The organism is Serratia sp. 22264, assembly GCF_052045345.1.
Lineage (GTDB): Bacteria > Pseudomonadota > Gammaproteobacteria > Enterobacterales > Enterobacteriaceae > Serratia > Serratia plymuthica.
The window spans coordinates 369,562-385,184 of record NZ_JBQEOY010000003.1 but is presented as its reverse complement, the minus strand read 5'-3'; the positions used below and the strand labels follow the sequence as shown (position 1 = coordinate 385,184).

Genomic DNA, 15,623 nt, shown 5'->3' with positions numbered 1-15,623 from the left:
CCCGTCGCCACGTGGCGAAAAATCAGCAAGGTCTGGGCGACTAGGAGCATACCGATGGCAAACGACGTCTTTATCCAAACGCTGCCGGACGACCCATTGGTCGAGCCGGTGATTGAAGGGCTGTTCGGCGAGTACCGTCAGCGCTACGGCGATTATTTTGGTGACCAGGAACAAGAAGCGCTGGATCTGTACGCCCCGCCACAGGGCGCGTTTATCGTGCTGCTGCGCGCCGGGGAGCCGATCGCCATGGGCGCGTTCAAACGCTACGATCCGCACACCGCAGAGCTGAAACGTATCTGGACGCGAACCGATCTGCGTCGCCAGGGGCTGGCGCAAAAGGTCTTGCAGCAACTGGAAACGCTGGCAAGAGAACAGGGTTACCGCCAACTCTACCTGACCACCGGTTTTCGCCAGCCGGAGGCGGTGGGCCTGTATCTGAGCAACGGCTATCAGCCGCAGTTCGATCCCACCGTCGACAGTGAAGTTTACAGCCGCCCGCCCTACGACGGCCGGTTGCCGTTTCGCAAAAGCCTGATAACAGCAGGCGCACTTTGTTGCGCACAGGAAAGGAAGATTGCCTAGGGGCCGGTCCCCTCCCTTTATCTGTTTCAGGAGCAATAAGATGTCCAAACAAGAAGTGTTAAAAGTGGTTCCCGCACGCTATCCGCTGCGGCTGGTGGGCGCACTGTTTTCGGTGTTTATTCTGGCGGCGATCGTCCAGTCGGTGGCAGTCAACGAGCGCTGGGAATGGGGGGTATTCGCCGAGTGGTTCTTTGCGCCGGCGGTGCTTTCCGGCCTGGGGCAAACCCTGCTGCTGACGCTGCTCGGCACGCTGTTCAGTATTATTTTCGGTACCTTGCTGGCGCTGGCGCGGTTGTCGCGCTCTTATCTGTTGGCTTCGCTGGCCTGGGGCTATATCTGGCTGTTCCGTTCGCTGCCGCTGATTCTGGTGCTGATCATCTTGTATAACTTCTCTTACCTGTATGACTCCATCTCGCTGGGCATTCCCTTTACCTCGCTGGTGTTCGCCAGCTACCCGACCATCGATATCCTCAGCCAGTTTTCCGTCGCGGTCCTGGGGCTAACCCTGGTGCAATCGGCCTATACCGCAGAAATCATCCGCGGCGGCATTCTCGGGGTGGAATACGGCCAGCATGAGGCCGCAGCGGCGCTCGGTCTGCCGGGCTATCGCCGCACTTTCCGCATCATTTTGCCGCAGGCGCTGCGCTCAATCGTTCCGACCGGTTTCAACGAGATCATCAGTCTGGCAAAGGGCACCTCGATCGTTTACGTGCTGGCGTTGCCGGAGCTGTTTTACACCATTCAGGTCATCTATAACCGCACGCAGCAGGTAATACCGCTGCTGATGGTCGCGACCGTCTGGTACCTGTTCATCACCACCGCGCTGTCGGTGATCCAATACTACATTGAACGCTATTTTGCCCGCGGCGCAGTACGCGAGTTGCCGCCGTCACCCTGGCAGAAACTGGCCGGCTGGATAAAACGTTAGGAGGATTTATGTCCGAAGCTATTGATTATTATGCCCTGCGCGAAGCCCCGGTGCGCAACATCGTTCCGGTACCGGCACGCGGCCTGATTGAAATCAGCAACGTGAGCAAATTTTTCGGCAAGCACAAGGCGCTCGACGACGTCAGCCTGACGCTGCGGCCGGGCACGGTCACGGTGATCCTCGGGCCGTCCGGCTCTGGCAAATCCACCCTGCTGCGCGCCATCAACCACCTGGAGCGCGTCGATGAAGGCTTTATCCGCATCGACGGCGACTACGTCGGCTACCGGCGTAAAGGCGACAAACTGTATGAACTGAAAGAGAACGCGATTCTCAAGCAACGTATCAACGTCGGCTACGTGTTCCAAAACTTTAACCTGTTCCCGCATCTGACGGTGCTGGAGAACATCATTGAAGCGCCGGTGGTACATAAGATTTATTCGCGCGCTCAGGCAAAAGAAGTCGCCTATCAGCTGCTGGATACCGTCGGTCTGCGCCACAAGGCCGACGCTTATCCGCGCCACCTGTCCGGCGGCCAGCAGCAACGCATTGCCATTGCGCGTGCGCTGGCGTTGAACCCGAAGGTCATTTTGTTTGACGAACCCACCTCGGCGCTCGATCCGGAGCTGGTCGGCGAAGTGCTGGACGTGATTAAAGGGCTGGCGGACTTGGGCGTGACGCTGGTGGTGGTCACCCATGAGATTGGCTTTGCGCGTGAAGCGGCGGATCAGATTGTGTTTATGGTCGATGGCCAGGTCGTCGAACAGGGCAACGCCCGGCAGGTGCTGAACCATCCGCAGCACCAGCGCACCATTAACTTCCTCAACAAAGTTCTGTGACTCACGGGGCGCAACCGCGCCCCGCCCGATAATCTTAAGCCTCAGCAGCGAAGCGGCGTTTTTCGGCGGCGAAATCCAGCGGCTTGATGCCGCGCTGATTGCGATCCTGCTCGGTCAGCAGCGCCGGCGGGATAAACCAGGTCACTTCAAACAATAACCCGTCCGGATCGTGGCCATAGATGCTCTTATGCACGCCGTGATCCTCCTCCAGCCCGAGGATACCGCGCTGCGCCAATTGATCGCGAATGCGTTCGAGCTCATCCAGGCTATCGACTTCCCAGGCCAGATGGTACAGCCCGGCAGGTGGTTCGTTTTCCGCCGGCGGTTCGCCGTTGGCGCGAAACACTCCGGCGCGCTGTTGCCCAAGATTTTTGCTGAACAGCGCCAGATCGTGATCGTTATCCGAATCGGCCGCCTGGGTAAACACCGCTTTGTCGGGGCTGCCAGAAGGTTTTAGTTTGAACCCCAGCACCTGATGATAAAACTCCGCGCTTTGCTGCACATCGCTGACATACAGCACCGCGTGATTAAGCCGTTTAATTCCCATCGATTTTCCCTTTCCGCATTGAATAAAGTCAGCTTGAAAATAGCATGTGTCCGGAACCCCGCTAAATGCCGTTATCGCATTATCAAAACCGGTGCGCGTAACCTGTCACTGCAAGGCATTCCGCGCTATCATATGCACTGTATTGAGCGACTTTATGAGAATGATGATGAACGGCAAAATAACGACTTTTTTTGAAGACAAAGGCTTCGGCTTTATTACCGATGAGAACGGGGAAAATCGTTATTTTCACGTGATTAAAGTGCAAAACCCGGAGCTGATTAAGAAAAACGCGGCGGTGACCTTCGAACCGACCAACAACACCAAAGGCCCTTCGGCGTATGCGGTCAAGGTGCAGGCGGCGAGCAAATACATCATCATCGCCAACGAAAGAATCAAGATCACCAGCATCAAATCTTTCAACACTTTCACCAAAGAAGTGCCGGTGAAAGCGGACGTGGACAAAGAAAATACCGTGCTGTCGGTGGGCCTGCTGATGAACCGCATCCGCCCGCAGTCCGAAGACGCGCCGCAAACCATGCAGACGCTGCGAATGCTGACCATCACCACGTTCCAGAACGCGACCCATACCTTCTCCGAGCAGGAGATCGACATGGATGAAACGCTGAAAGTGCTGAAAAGCCTGTAATCACGACCCAACGCCTATCCCTGCCCCTTATCGGGGCGCTATCTGCTTCGCCCGCCTTCGTCGGGACGAATATATTCGCGCCCTACTAATGGGGGCGCGTATAAAAAACATTCGAAGCAATTTTATATCACCTGTGTTAGCGTGGGTTTTCACCTGACAAAGGCCGTGCTATATGACTGATTCCAGCAGCGTTAAAGGCTTTATCAATCGTTCCACCAACATCGCCTGCCCCAAATGCGCCTATGTCACCAGCCAAAAATGCGCGACGCTACGGCAAAACGTTCTGCTTATCTGCCCGAACTGCGGTACCCGGTTTGAACCCAGGCAGAACTGAAACGCTTATTTGAACACTATGTGCCCAACGCTGTTGCCACTCACCGCGTTAAACGACTCCACGCGATTGCGCCCCTGCGACTTGGCGCGATAAAGCGCGATGTCCGCCATATTCATCAACTGTGCCAGCGACTTCACTTCGTTCATCGCCAGGCTGGCGACGCCCACGCTGATGGTCACTTTCAGCGGCGTTTTGCCTCCGGGATACAGGTCGGTTTTTTGCACCAGTTGCCGTAAATGCTCCGCCAATGCCACCCCCTGCGCCGCCAGCGCGCGCGGCAGCATAATCGCAAAATCTTCCCCGCCCAAGCGACCAAACAGCTGATCGTGGCGCAGTTCGCGCCGGACAATATGAGCGAAGGTAGCCAGTGCCTGATCGCCGACTTCGTGGCCGTGAGTGTCGTTAATGAGTTTAAAATGATCGATATCAATCAGCAGCAGCGATACCGCCTCTTTCGACTTATATTTGTGCTCCAGCAGTTCACTGGCCTTTCGCGTCAGCGCACTGCGCGCCAGCACCCCGGTCAGGAAATCGTGATTGGCGCTGTGCTCCAACCGGCGCATCAGCTTGCGGTTAACGGCTATCGAACTGGCGAGGATCAGCGGCCCCATGACCAGCATGGCAATCCCCAACCGGGCCGACATCAGGGTATCAAGGAACGCGTTGTGGTTGTTCGGCGTTTCATACAGCATCAGGTTGGCGGAGATGCTGCTGATTTCGGTCATACCGGTCAACAGCGTCAGCAAGGTCACGGTGAACAGTTGGTAGCGGACCGCACACCACAGCAGCGCCGGGATCGGGAAGGCAATCGCCCCCGGGCCACCGATGTACACGCTGAATATCAGGGAAAACAGCAGCGCCAGCAGCGGCATGCCGGCACGCAGCGGCCAGTTGAACTGCATACGCAACAGCTGCTTCAGCCGCGGTGCCGCCAGGAACACCGGCAACAGCAACAGGTTGGTGGAGAACTGTTCGCTGAACCACGCCAGCCAGGCGGTGATCACCGTATTATTGTACAGGCTGTCACTGCGCAGTATCGACAGGGTCGACGCCACCGCCGCACCACTCAGGCTGGCGGTAAACATATAAAGTATCGCCTGAGGCTTGCCCATTCTGCGCTGCGACTGCGGCAACAGCAGCATCACGCCATAACCGGTGGCAATCAGCGACATATTGCAGGCGTTCAACCACATGACCAAAGGTAGCGCTTCGCCGGTCGTCAAATCGGCGGCAATCATGCCAAGGTAGGTGGTTAGCCAGCCCAGCGGCGTGGCATAAGCGGGTTTGCGCAATAGCAGGCCGAGTAATATCGCATTCACCGGCCAAAACAGGGAAAGGGATCCGATCGGACGAGTAAATATACCCAACAAGGAAAGCAAAAACGCCAGCAGAAAAAGAGTGATCAGCTGGAGGGTAACGGGCAAGCCATGTTTGGCGTTTATTCTGGCGTTCATCACCTTACCCATAAATTCATAATAACCAGAGCAATTATCTGCATATTCCCTCGCCCGGCATGATAAGGAGGACAAAAAACCCGTTCTCAACCAGTAAATACAGATGATTCAAAAACAAAGAGACATTCATTTTTATTTAGCAGAACGTTCTTAACTCCACAGCTCGTCGCCGCAACCTGGAGTGAACGCATTCACGCAAAACCGAAGAAAAATGTTCGGCGATATCTACCAGCATAGCCTAAGCCGCCATCGACCCGCATCAGCATAAAGCCACAATAATAAAATGGGTATTTATCGTTTACCCTATTGTGCCTGCGATTATTTTCCAGCAAGTCACCCGGAAGCGCAATTAGAACCGGAAACATAAAAAAAACCCGCAAAGCGGGCTCGCTTGAAGAGCAGCAAATTGACAGTTACGGCACAGCCATTGTCTGCCTGTGCCGTTATTCACTATATAGCCGGAAGCTTAAGCGGACCTTAGCAACAAAAAACCCGGTCTAGGAACCGGGAATATTTGTACGAAATGCAGTGTTAGCCCAAGCAGGCTAATAACATTTCTCAGTTTACACGCCAAATGTGCAGAAAAAATGAACGGCGCGATATCCCCACCGAACGCGATGGGGAATGGGATCACGCCAGTTTGGCGGCAATGCTCGCGACGCGCTGACCATACAATTTGGCGGTTTCCAAATCCCCCGACAGCATTTCATCTACGCCGGCATCGGCAGGTGTCTGTACCAGCAGGCCGACAGATCCGCCCAGATTGTTCACATCGGTACGCTGCGCCGCTTTGCTGTTGGCCGGTGGCAGCCCCAGGCTGACCCACAGGCCGCCGTGCTGTGAAGCCAGCGTTTGCAGGGCGATCAGCGTGACCTGCTTGTCGCCGTTCAGGCTGGCGCTGTTGGTGAAACCGCCGAATACCTTGTCTTGCCATTTGCGAGTGAACCAGGCTTTTGAGCTGGCGTCGGCAAATTTCTTGAACTGCCACGACGGGCCGCCCATGTAGGTCGGCGAACCAAAGATGATGGCGTCGGCCTCATCCAGTTTCTGCCAGGCTTCTTCGCTGATATTGCCGTCTTGATCGATAGCGATCAGTTCAGCTTCTGCGCCTTCGGCAACAATGTTCGCCAAACGCTCGGTGTGGCCGTAGCCGGAATGAAAAATCACCACTGTCTTCGCCATAAGGAACTCCCAGGTAGTTGCATTGGGGTGCCGGCGGCACCCTTAAATACGCTGATCCAATCTACTCAAGCGGCCCCAAGGTGAATACCCAATTTATCTGACGGAGTTATTCAAAAAAACCGCGTGGCATTTACACCCCGGCCACCTGCGCGCCCTGCTGCCGGGCGAAATCAATAAATGCGCGTAGTGGACGCGGCATTTGTCGGTTGGCGGGATAGTAAAGGTAAAAACCGGGAAAAGGCGGCGTCCAGGCATCCAACAGCGGCACCAGCCGACCGTCGGCCAGCGCGGCGGCCACCTGATGCTCGAACAGGTAAGCGATGCCCACGCTGTCCAGCGCCGCCCGCACCAGGATCTCCGGTTCGTCGACGATCACCGGCCCTTCCACCGCGATATCCAGCGTTTCACCGTCGCGCTCGAATTCCCAGCGGTAAAGATTGCCATTGGTTGGCCAGCGAAAATTCAGGCAAAGATGTTGGCGCAGCTCGCGCGGCGCCTGCGGTTGGCCATGACGAGCCAGATACGCCGGGGAGGCGACGACCCGCATCCGAAGGTCTCCGCCAAGCTTGATCGCCACCATGTCCTTTTCCAGCTTCTCGTGCAGACGCACGCCGGCATCGAAACCGCCGGCGACAATGTCCACCAGCCGGTCTTCCACGTTGAGATCGAGGAGGATATACGGGTACTGCCGGTGAAAAGGCGCGATCAACGGCGCCAGAAAATGCATGGCGGCGATCCGCGTAACATTGAGCCGCAAACGCCCGGTGGGCTGCTGGCGTTGGTTGACCGCCTGTTCCACCGCCGCATCGATTTCGGCGATAGCCGGCAACAGGCGCGCCAACATCTGCGCCCCGGCGTCGGTGGGCGCCACGCTGCGGGTGGTGCGGTTCAGCAGCCGCAACCCCAGGCGGCTTTCCAGATTGCGCAGCGTCTGACTCAGCGCTGAAGCGGTCATGCCCAGGTGCACGGCTGCGCGGGCGAAGCTGCCGTGTTCAACAATGGCGGCAAAAGCGCGCAACTCTGCAAATTCACTTCCTCTCATTATGCCTCCATCGCTTAATAATTCATCAAGATTATAGCGTATTCCGTGAACAGCCCACCGGGTCTATCTTGAAATCAACATCAACAGGAGAACGCCCATGAACACATCCTTATCGCTGGACAGTTACCGCCTGCTGGGCCGCTCAGGCCTGCGCGTCTCGCCGCTGGCGCTTGGCACCATGACCTTCGGCGCCGACTGGGGTTGGGGAGCGGAACAGGCCGAGGCCCGCCGCCTGTTCGACGCCTATGTCGACCACGGCGGCAACTTTATCGATACCGCCAACCGCTATACCGAAGGCAGCGCCGAACGCTTTGTCGGCGAATTCGCCACCGGCCGCCGCGATCGTCTGGTGATCGCCACCAAATACACCTTGCCGATGCAACCCGATAACCCGAACTCCGGCGGCAATCACCGCAAAAGCATGGTGCGCTCGGTGGAGGATAGTCTGCGGCGCCTGAACACCGACTATATCGACCTGCTCTATCTGCACGCCTGGGACTACACCACCCCGGTGGAAGAAATCATGCGCGCGATGGACGATCTGGTGCGCGCCGGCAAGGTGCTGTACCTGGCGGTATCGGATCTCCCGGCCTGGCAGGCCGCCAGAATGCAGATGCTGGCGGATTTGCGTGGCTGGTCGCCTCTTATCGGCCTGCAGGTCGAATACAGCCTGCTGGAACGTACGGTGGAGCGCGAATTGATTCCGATGGCGCAAGAGCTGGGGCTGGGCGTGATCCCCTGGTCGCCGCTTGCGGGCGGTGTGCTGAGCGGCAAATACCGCCGGCAGGATTTGCAACCGCAGGGGGATGAAACAGGTACCCGACGCGAGGTCGTGCGCACCAAGGGAACGCTGACCGCCCACAACCTCGACATTGCCGATGCCGTGAGCGATATCGCCCGCGAGGCCGGTTACACGCCAGCTCAAGTGGCGCTGGCCTGGACGCTGCGCAATCCGGCAGTGAGCGCGCCGATTATCGGCGCACGCACGCTGACGCAACTGGATGACAACCTCGGTGCGCTGGAGGTCAGGTTGGCGGACGATCGCTGGCAACGTCTGGATGCGCTCAGCGCGATTGAATTGGGCTTCCCGCATGATTTTCTGACGCTGTCGACCACCCGCAACATCATGTTCGGCGGCCTGAATATCGCCGGGCGCAGATAAAAAAATCCCGCACGAGGCGGGATAAACTTAACAGGGATGGGGTAATACACTACAGGGACTAACACACAACATCATCGGGTAGGGTTACCTTACCAATCCCTATGTATAGAACTGTCATTCCTGCGTAAGGTTGCTCCGGCAGATGTAACACCGGATGGAAATGTGGCATGTTGACCGTGGCGCCAGCGCTCAGGGATGGGCATAGCGCCTTATCCACCTCACACAACCGATTAATAAATAATCGATTCAGGGCTATTGAAAGCGCCGGGTGGTATACTGATAACCCCTACATCTACCCGGTGAAAGATATGTCTATCTTTGATGCCCTTAAGATGTTCAGCGCCACATCCGTGAAAGTGACTTGCCCAAAATGCGCTTACGCCTCCGAGCAAAGCAGCAGCAAGATGCGCAAAAATATCACCATGATCTGCCCTAAATGCGGGCATTATTTCCGCCCTGGAGAAGAAAAGTAACGCCTTCCGTCAATGCGCCAACTCTGTAGTGTAGTTGGCGGCTATCCAACGGTAGCCGCTGCCTTCTGCCTTCACATGCCCCAGCCCGGGGAATGAAATATGGGCCGCGGCCACCCAATCCCCTTCACGCGCAACCTGCGCCAGAATACGCTCGCGCGTTTGTACCGCCTGTTGCTGGTTGACGTCGAAATGAATCGCCACCTCAGGATCCGGCATCTGCACCGCCTTGGCGTGGATAATATCCCCCCACAGCACCAGCGTTTGCCCTTCGCTTTCTACCCGGAAGACCACGCTACCCGGCGTATGGCCCGGTGCCGGTAGCGCGCGGATACCCGCTACCACCGTTAGCGGCGCCGTGAAAGTTTTCAGTTTGCCGGCGGCGATAACCGGGTTCAGCGCCTCTGCCGACTCCTTAAAGGTGTGCTTTTGGCTGTCTTCAACCCGGCCGATATTGGCGGGGTTCAGCCAGAAATCCACATCTTTTTTATCGACATACACCTGCGCATTCGGGAACGCCGGTTTACCGTTCAGCGATACTCCGCCGGAGTGATCGCCATGCACGTGCGTCAGCAGCACCGCGTCTATCGTTTCCGCCGGGTAGCCTGCCGCACGCAGGTTTGCCAACAGATGCCCGCCCGCTTTACCGAACAGCGGCCCGGCGCCGGTATCCACCAGCACCCGCTGTTTACCGGTATCGATCACGAAGGTGTTGATAGAGGTTTCCGCCTGCGGCGTCATCGCCTCTTCCGCCATGCGCTGCTTCAGCACTTGCGACGAGACGTGGGTAAGCAACGTATCGAGCGGGATGGTCACGGTGCCGTCGGACACGGCGGTAACGGTAAACTTGCCCAGCGGCATGCGATAATAGCCAGGTGCCTGGACCAAAGTATCCGCCGCAGCGGCGGTGGTGAACAGCAAGCCGGCGAGTGCCAGCGCAGGAAATCGCTTCATAACATCCCCTTCAATAAGAAATTGCGTCGCCTTTAACGCTGACGGGGATTATGGTAGTGCCAAGTACCATCATTCAAATCGATTGGAAGCATTGTGAATATCAGAGAAAATGATTTTAGCCGTATCGACCTGAACCTGCTGACGGTATTGATGGTGCTGTTTCGCGAACGCAGCGTCTCGCGCGCGGCGCAAAAGTTGTACCTGGGGCAACCGGCGGTGAGCGGAGCACTGGCGCGCCTGCGCGATATGTTCAATGACCCGCTGTTTGTCCGCAGTTCACAGGGTATGGAGCCGACCCCAAGAGCGCAAGCACTGGTACTGGCTCTGACGCCGCTGATGGAAAACATGCAGCAGGTGCTGTTCCAGCCACCCGTTTTTGCCCCCGCCACTGCACGCCACAGTTTTCGGCTGGGCATGACCGATTGGGTCGAAATGTGGCTGATGCCGTCACTGATGGTGGCGCTGAAACAACAGGCGCCCGGCATCACCCTGAATGTTATCGCTACCGATCCGTTCCGGGACAGTGATTCGCTGGAGAAGGACCATATAGATCTGGCGCTTTCCGTTGCGCCCGGCGGCCCGCACTGGCTAAGGCGTGAGGTGCTGACCCGCATGCGCTTTTGCACCCTGTGGCACCCGACGCAGTTGGCCCTCCCCGCACCGCTGTCGCTGGCGGATTACACTGCCAACGACCATTTGCTGGTTTCTTACCGTGGCGCGAACGCCAGCGTGATTGACCAACAGCTTGCCGCTGCGGGGGGGCAACGCAAGGTACGTTACACCACCCCGCACTTTGCCGCGCTACCGCCCATACTGCAAAACACCCCGGTGTTCGCCACCGTGCCGGCCGGGCTTGGCAAAAGCTGGAGCAAGAATTACGGCCTGAAACGCAGTGAACTCCCGCTCGAGATCCCGCCTTTCGAAGTAGCAATGTTGTGGCACCACAAACGCAATCAGGATCCGGCCTTATTGTGGCTATTGGAAGTGGTGCGGGAGATTACCCGCCACGCCGATTCAACGGAGTAATTTGCCTGATTATTCAGAATGATTATTTTGACGATTTAATAACGAGGATTATTGTTCTTCTGGAATGTGCAACCAGCCATTAATCAGCGTGTAACTCTGGCCACCAATCCATGGCTCATCGTGAATAAAACGAACGCTAACCCGGCCTTCCCGATGTAGTTGGGTACCTTGTCGAACCTGATATCCCTGTGCCGTCAAGCCGCCGTCGGGGAAGTTATTGGCCTGCAACCAACGAGCCAGGCACGCATTAGCACTACCGGTCACTGGATCCTCAACCAACTTATCCCATTCGACCAGAAACGCTCGCATTTCATAATCTGCCGGACCACCCGATGAATAGGCACCATAAATCACCACGCCATCAACATGACAAGCCATTTGCAGCTCTTTAATCATGGCTGAATCCGGTGTCACCGTCAGGCAGGATTGAGCGTTTGGCATACGTACCATCAGCCAGCGAATGCCCATGTCGGCAATCACCGGCATCGTATCCGTTTCAATGACCGCGGGCTGAAAAGCGGCCAGTAGACGTTCCCTTTCCGCAACGGCCAGCGTTCGAAACGTTACCTCTGGTGCGGCAAACGCCAGTGTTTCGTCAGGCAAGATATTGACCGCAACCAGACCAACCCCACATTCTTGCATAACAACCCCCGGCTGTTTGGTCACCAACCCGGCTTCCAATAATGCATGGGCGGTACCCAATGTCGGATGTCCGGCAAAGGGTAACTCTTTTTCGGGGGTAAAAATGCGCACCTGGTAATCTGCAACCGGATTAGTCGGTTTGAAAACAAACGTCGTTTCCGAAAGGTTGGTCCAGCGAGCTAATGAAAGCATCTGCATTTCATTCAACCCTTCCGCCTCCAGGATCACCGCCAAGGGATTCCCCTGCAAAGGCGAGGTGGTAAATACATCCACCTGTTTGTAGGCGCGTGGTATCACATTATCTCTTCTGAACATTTGCCGTAATCCGCTATATACAAGGCTTGATGATAGCTCTATTCAATGAATTACATCAATTTTTCAGCCTGTAGCTATTGCATACTCTTAGCTTTTCACCCTATGTCAGTAAGAGTAATTTTGCCCGTAGCATTCTCATCGGCCCTTCGACTTGAAATATCCTTAGGCAGGATAAGCGGCAACCCTTGCTATTTATCGGAGCCGTCGCCTTAAAGTATTAAGGATTAACTAAAGCGTCCGAAAAAATTATAGCGTTCAGCTCAGTCGTGATTGTTACGCTGCCCGATAGCCATTATTTCTCGCTATCGGGCAATCCCGCCCCGACAAGAATAGCGCCAGCTAAGGTTGAAGCGGAGCCAGATGCGCCAGCACCAGATCTATGCCCTCCCCCGGGCGGCGCAACGGGTTATGCCCCAGCCCCTGGGTCTTCACCAGACAGGCGGCGGGCCAGGCTTGGGCCAGGCATTCTGCTTCCACTTCCAGGACGATATCGTCGGCGCTGTCGTGGATGATTAACGCCGGTTGTTCAATCTGCCGCAACCCTTCATAGGCGTTAAAGCGCTGCCAAACGGCATCCCCAATGCCAAAGTAACGCTCAATGTAACCCCGTAAGCGTTGCTGCTGGCGCGCCGGTAAATTGAGGATAGAAGCATACTTGGTCACCAGGCCGCTAAAGTGCGTGGGGGCGCCGACAATCACCAAGGCTTTGGTACGCAGCCCGGCTTTCACCGCGTTGATCGCCGACAGACCACCGAAGGAGTGGGCCACAATCGCGTCAAACCCGCCCTCTTGCCGCTCCAGTCGCTGAATGATTTCGATAAACTCGACAATGCTGCTCTGGTCGCCTTCCGCATCCCCGTGTGCCGGTGCGTCAAAGCCGACAACCTGGAAACCCCGTTCCACCAATACCTGGATCAAACGCGAGAAATGCGATGCCCGCGACTCCCAACCGTGCGCCAACAGCACCTTTGGCCCCTGTTGCCCCCAGTGGTACACCACCGCCTGCTTATCGTTGCTCAGGGTGATGTACGTAATGCTGCTCGCCATGCCCATCGTCTGTTTATCGCTTTCACGCGTCGGGACACGGCGTGGGGTGAAAAAGCGTTTGCCAAGGTAGGCAGCCGTTGGGCCAGGCACCACAAAATCCATCAACCGGATGCCCACTTTAATGCAGGATACGGCCGGTGAGCGCATATAAGCCGGCCCACTATACTGCCGGTAGGCTTGTTCGATAAGTTGGTCAAAATGTTCGCTCATTGTACTCTCCAGAATCGCGGGTGACGTTAGACTTGCGCGGGCGCATCTTGCGCCGCTTGACGCTTATCGAGCTGCCGAATAAGGGCCCTTTCCGCATCCGTGGCGACATGCCGATCCCAATACGCCAGCTTTGCTTCCATGCGTTTAAACCACAGTGGCGGTACCAACGCATACAGGATATGCGCCACGTAACCATGATCGATCCCCACCGCATAGCTGTGCGCTTGCAGCCGCCAGAACTCCCGACGTGGATTCGTGTGGTGATCCGAGTGGCGCGTCAGATTCAACAGGCCGGCAGAAGATGCCTGGTTGTTGCAATCCCAGCTGTGGCGTGGCTCAACGCGGGTATTGGGAACCCGGATTAAGCCGTAATGCTGGATATAGTTGACGGTTTCAAACAAGAACTTGGAGACCAGCATGGCCATCAGGCAAGCGAGTAATCCACGCCCCCCTGCCGCTGCATAACAGGCGGCCAGGATCGTCAGGCTCATGATAACGCTGCGAATCACCCTATTGCCCAGCGTAATACTCCGCTTGCCCTGGCCTTTTAGCCGTTGCTGTTCCACCTGCCACGACTCGCGGTACTGCGACAGGGACGAGCGGATAAAGAAACGGTAAACATGCTCGCCACGGCGTGCCGTCGCCCCATCGGCGTACGTCGCCACATTGGGGTGATGCGAGTACACATGGGAGATAGAAAACTGCGCGTCCGCAACCAATGCCAGTAACCAGCGCCCGACGGTCATCGCCAACCAGCTCTGGGTTTTGTGGATAAGCTCATGAGCCACCACCGTGTTGGTACTCAGCGTATAGCCGGTGGACACGGCGGCCAGCAGCAATTCCGGCATTCGCATACCGTGCAAGGCCGGGACATCCCACCCCGTCGCCGCCGAGATCCCCGCCCCAAACCCCAGCACATCGCCCGGTGCCGCCTGCCAGATCAACGTAAACAACGCCAGCAGGGCAGCGGGAAGTTGCAGGTAGGGGATCAGCGCCAGAAGAGCGGTGAAGCGATAATGGTGATCGGCAGTATCTACCGGGGTCACATTATCAAAGATCAAATAACTCAAGGATACGCACAGCATGGCGGCCAGTATCCACCCGCCGCCGAGCAGGTTGGCCGCCGCTGTCATGGGTAAAAACACCAGCGGCACCAGGGCGAATCTTAGATAACTCAACATACTAACTCCTTATTGTTCGAGATTTTTTCCTCGGCGCCGGCGGGAGAAAAACAGTCCGTTTGGATATGTCGCGCCATCACCCCGGTGGCAAGTAGCCCCCGTTGACACGCCTGCGCCAGCCCTGGGTTACCGCAGATCATCGCCCGCCAGCCGTGAGCCTCCAGCCGGTATTTTTGGTACGGATAGAGGCTGCGCCACTCTTCCAGCCAGGATGTAAAGCGCCCCACAAGTTCGTGCTGTTTCCCCTCATTCTCCTGCGACAACGCATGCAAGTAGTGGAAGCCTTCATGCTGTTGTTGCAACCGCTGCAGTTCGGCAACGTCAAACTTGTCCTGCCGCTTGCGAATGGCATGCACCAGCATTACCGCCCGATAGGGATTACGCGCCAGAGCCGCACGAACCAGCCCCAACGTGGTCCCTAAACCTGAGCCGCTGGCTATGGCCAGCAATGGCCCTTTCCCGTCATCGACTTGCCCAAACCGCCCGCTACAGCCAGACACCCACAGGGTGCGCCCGACGCTGCCCGGATTGCATAAAAGGGGGGAAACGCGCCCCTGTTCTCTCAGCGTGACATCCACGACAATCTCCCGCGCGTTACTGGGCCAACTCACCGAGTAACTGCGGACATCGGTGCCCGGCTGGTGGCAAAGCTGCAAAAATTGCCCGGGCAGGAAAGGCATAGCCTGCTCAGGCGACAGGGTGATCCGCCACACCCTGCTTGAGAGAGGCGTCGCCTGTTTTATCTGAGCCGGCACCCAGTTTGTCGCTACCGCAGCCGGCATCAGGGTTAAATCAGACTGGGGCAGGCACTGGCAGGCCAATACATGACCGGCCGCAATGTCTTCGGCACTGAGCAAATAGCCGAGATCCACCAGCGAACGCACTTTACCGCTGACCACCCGGCACAGGCAGGATTTGCAAGACCCCACCTGGCAGTTATAAGGCAACGCCACGCCGGCTTTCAGCGCGCTTTCCAGGACCGTTTCCCCCGCAGCCAAGGTGAAAGTTTTCCCCTCCAGCACCCCTTGAAAGGTGCTGCGGCGCGAGAACCATCTCTTCAGCATG

At 56.9% G+C, this 15,623-nt stretch carries 17 protein-coding genes; 8 read left to right on the top strand and 9 right to left on the bottom strand.

All coding sequences use genetic code 11. From position 1 onward, the window contains the following. Positions 1-54: 54 nt before the first annotated feature. From ACTJJ1_RS15225 to ACTJJ1_RS15215, 3 genes are read left to right on the top strand one after another with little or no spacing between them, the layout of a single operon-like run. Complete coding sequence (locus ACTJJ1_RS15225) at positions 55-582, top strand: GNAT family N-acetyltransferase (protein ID WP_004949547.1); 528 nt, start codon at positions 55-57, stop codon at positions 580-582. Positions 583-622: 40 nt separating this feature from the next. Then, the gene (locus ACTJJ1_RS15220; RefSeq protein ID WP_006324063.1) at positions 623-1,510 is read left to right on the top strand and encodes an amino acid ABC transporter permease; all 888 of its coding nucleotides are present in this window, start codon (positions 623-625) and stop codon (positions 1,508-1,510) included. 8 nt (positions 1,511-1,518) lie between these two features. Beyond that, on the top strand, positions 1,519-2,346 hold the full coding sequence (locus tag ACTJJ1_RS15215; RefSeq protein ID WP_006324062.1) for an amino acid ABC transporter ATP-binding protein: 828 nt from the start codon (positions 1,519-1,521) through the stop codon (positions 2,344-2,346). A 34-nt stretch (positions 2,347-2,380) separates the two neighbouring features. Here ACTJJ1_RS15215 and ACTJJ1_RS15210 read toward each other — a convergent pair whose 3' ends face one another. Continuing rightward, a complete protein-coding gene (locus tag ACTJJ1_RS15210) occupies positions 2,381-2,893 on the bottom strand; it encodes a VOC family protein (protein WP_006324061.1) in 513 nt (170 codons plus the stop codon). 166 nt (positions 2,894-3,059) lie between these two features. On the opposite strand from ACTJJ1_RS15210, the gene ACTJJ1_RS15205 reads away from it, so the two are divergent. Next, positions 3,060-3,539 (top strand): cold-shock protein, encoded by a 480-nt coding sequence (locus tag ACTJJ1_RS15205; protein WP_020438622.1) that lies wholly within the window; start codon positions 3,060-3,062, stop codon positions 3,537-3,539. Positions 3,540-3,711: 172 nt separating this feature from the next. Then, on the top strand, positions 3,712-3,873 hold the full coding sequence (locus ACTJJ1_RS15200; protein WP_006324059.1) for a YnfU family zinc-binding protein: 162 nt from the start codon (positions 3,712-3,714) through the stop codon (positions 3,871-3,873). A gap of 5 nt (positions 3,874-3,878) precedes the next feature. Here ACTJJ1_RS15200 and ACTJJ1_RS15195 read toward each other — a convergent pair whose 3' ends face one another. The 3 genes from ACTJJ1_RS15195 to ACTJJ1_RS15185 all read right to left on the bottom strand — a co-directional run bounded on the left by ACTJJ1_RS15195 (position 3,879) and on the right by ACTJJ1_RS15185 (position 7,551). Beyond that, on the bottom strand, positions 3,879-5,327 hold the full coding sequence (locus tag ACTJJ1_RS15195; RefSeq protein ID WP_122289299.1) for a GGDEF domain-containing protein: 1,449 nt from the start codon (positions 5,325-5,327) through the stop codon (positions 3,879-3,881). A 630-nt stretch (positions 5,328-5,957) separates the two neighbouring features. Continuing rightward, the gene (locus ACTJJ1_RS15190) at positions 5,958-6,509 is read right to left on the bottom strand and encodes a flavodoxin family protein (protein WP_004949530.1); all 552 of its coding nucleotides are present in this window, start codon (positions 6,507-6,509) and stop codon (positions 5,958-5,960) included. Between the two features lie 130 nt (positions 6,510-6,639). Continuing rightward, positions 6,640-7,551, bottom strand: coding sequence for a LysR family transcriptional regulator (locus ACTJJ1_RS15185; protein WP_440834321.1), 912 nt, complete (start codon positions 7,549-7,551; stop codon positions 6,640-6,642). 97 nt (positions 7,552-7,648) lie between these two features. Here ACTJJ1_RS15185 and ACTJJ1_RS15180 point away from each other — a divergent pair, with 97 nt between their 5' ends. Both ACTJJ1_RS15180 and ACTJJ1_RS15175 read left to right on the top strand, forming a co-directional pair. Next, a complete protein-coding gene (locus tag ACTJJ1_RS15180) occupies positions 7,649-8,713 on the top strand; it encodes an aldo/keto reductase (protein ID WP_004949525.1) in 1,065 nt (354 codons plus the stop codon). 167 nt (positions 8,714-8,880) lie between these two features. Further along, on the top strand, positions 8,881-9,186 hold the full coding sequence (locus ACTJJ1_RS15175) for a YnfU family zinc-binding protein (protein WP_006324047.1): 306 nt from the start codon (positions 8,881-8,883) through the stop codon (positions 9,184-9,186). Positions 9,187-9,195: 9 nt separating this feature from the next. Here the strand turns inward: ACTJJ1_RS15175 and ACTJJ1_RS15170 are convergent, their stop codons facing one another. Beyond that, complete coding sequence (locus ACTJJ1_RS15170) at positions 9,196-10,137, bottom strand: MBL fold metallo-hydrolase (protein WP_409443167.1); 942 nt, start codon at positions 10,135-10,137, stop codon at positions 9,196-9,198. Positions 10,138-10,230: 93 nt separating this feature from the next. Here ACTJJ1_RS15170 and ACTJJ1_RS15165 point away from each other — a divergent pair, with 93 nt between their 5' ends. Next, entirely contained in the window at positions 10,231-11,163 is a 933-nt protein-coding gene (locus ACTJJ1_RS15165) for a LysR family transcriptional regulator (RefSeq protein WP_440834318.1), read from the top strand. A gap of 48 nt (positions 11,164-11,211) precedes the next feature. Here ACTJJ1_RS15165 and ACTJJ1_RS15160 read toward each other — a convergent pair whose 3' ends face one another. From ACTJJ1_RS15160 to ACTJJ1_RS15145, 4 genes are all read right to left on the bottom strand, one after another. Further along, positions 11,212-12,120, bottom strand: coding sequence for a PhzF family phenazine biosynthesis protein (locus tag ACTJJ1_RS15160; protein ID WP_409443165.1), 909 nt, complete (start codon positions 12,118-12,120; stop codon positions 11,212-11,214). Between the two features lie 339 nt (positions 12,121-12,459). Then, complete coding sequence (locus ACTJJ1_RS15155) at positions 12,460-13,377, bottom strand: alpha/beta fold hydrolase (protein WP_440834315.1); 918 nt, start codon at positions 13,375-13,377, stop codon at positions 12,460-12,462. Positions 13,378-13,403: 26 nt separating this feature from the next. Further along, a complete protein-coding gene (locus tag ACTJJ1_RS15150) occupies positions 13,404-14,558 on the bottom strand; it encodes an alkane 1-monooxygenase (RefSeq protein WP_409443161.1) in 1,155 nt (384 codons plus the stop codon). Continuing rightward, positions 14,552-15,622: a 2Fe-2S iron-sulfur cluster-binding protein gene (locus ACTJJ1_RS15145; protein ID WP_004949508.1), complete on the bottom strand. Its 1,071-nt coding sequence runs from the start codon at positions 15,620-15,622 to the stop codon at positions 14,552-14,554. Before ACTJJ1_RS15145 ends, ACTJJ1_RS15150 begins: the two co-directional genes overlap by 7 nt. Position 15,623 lies beyond the last annotated feature (1 nt).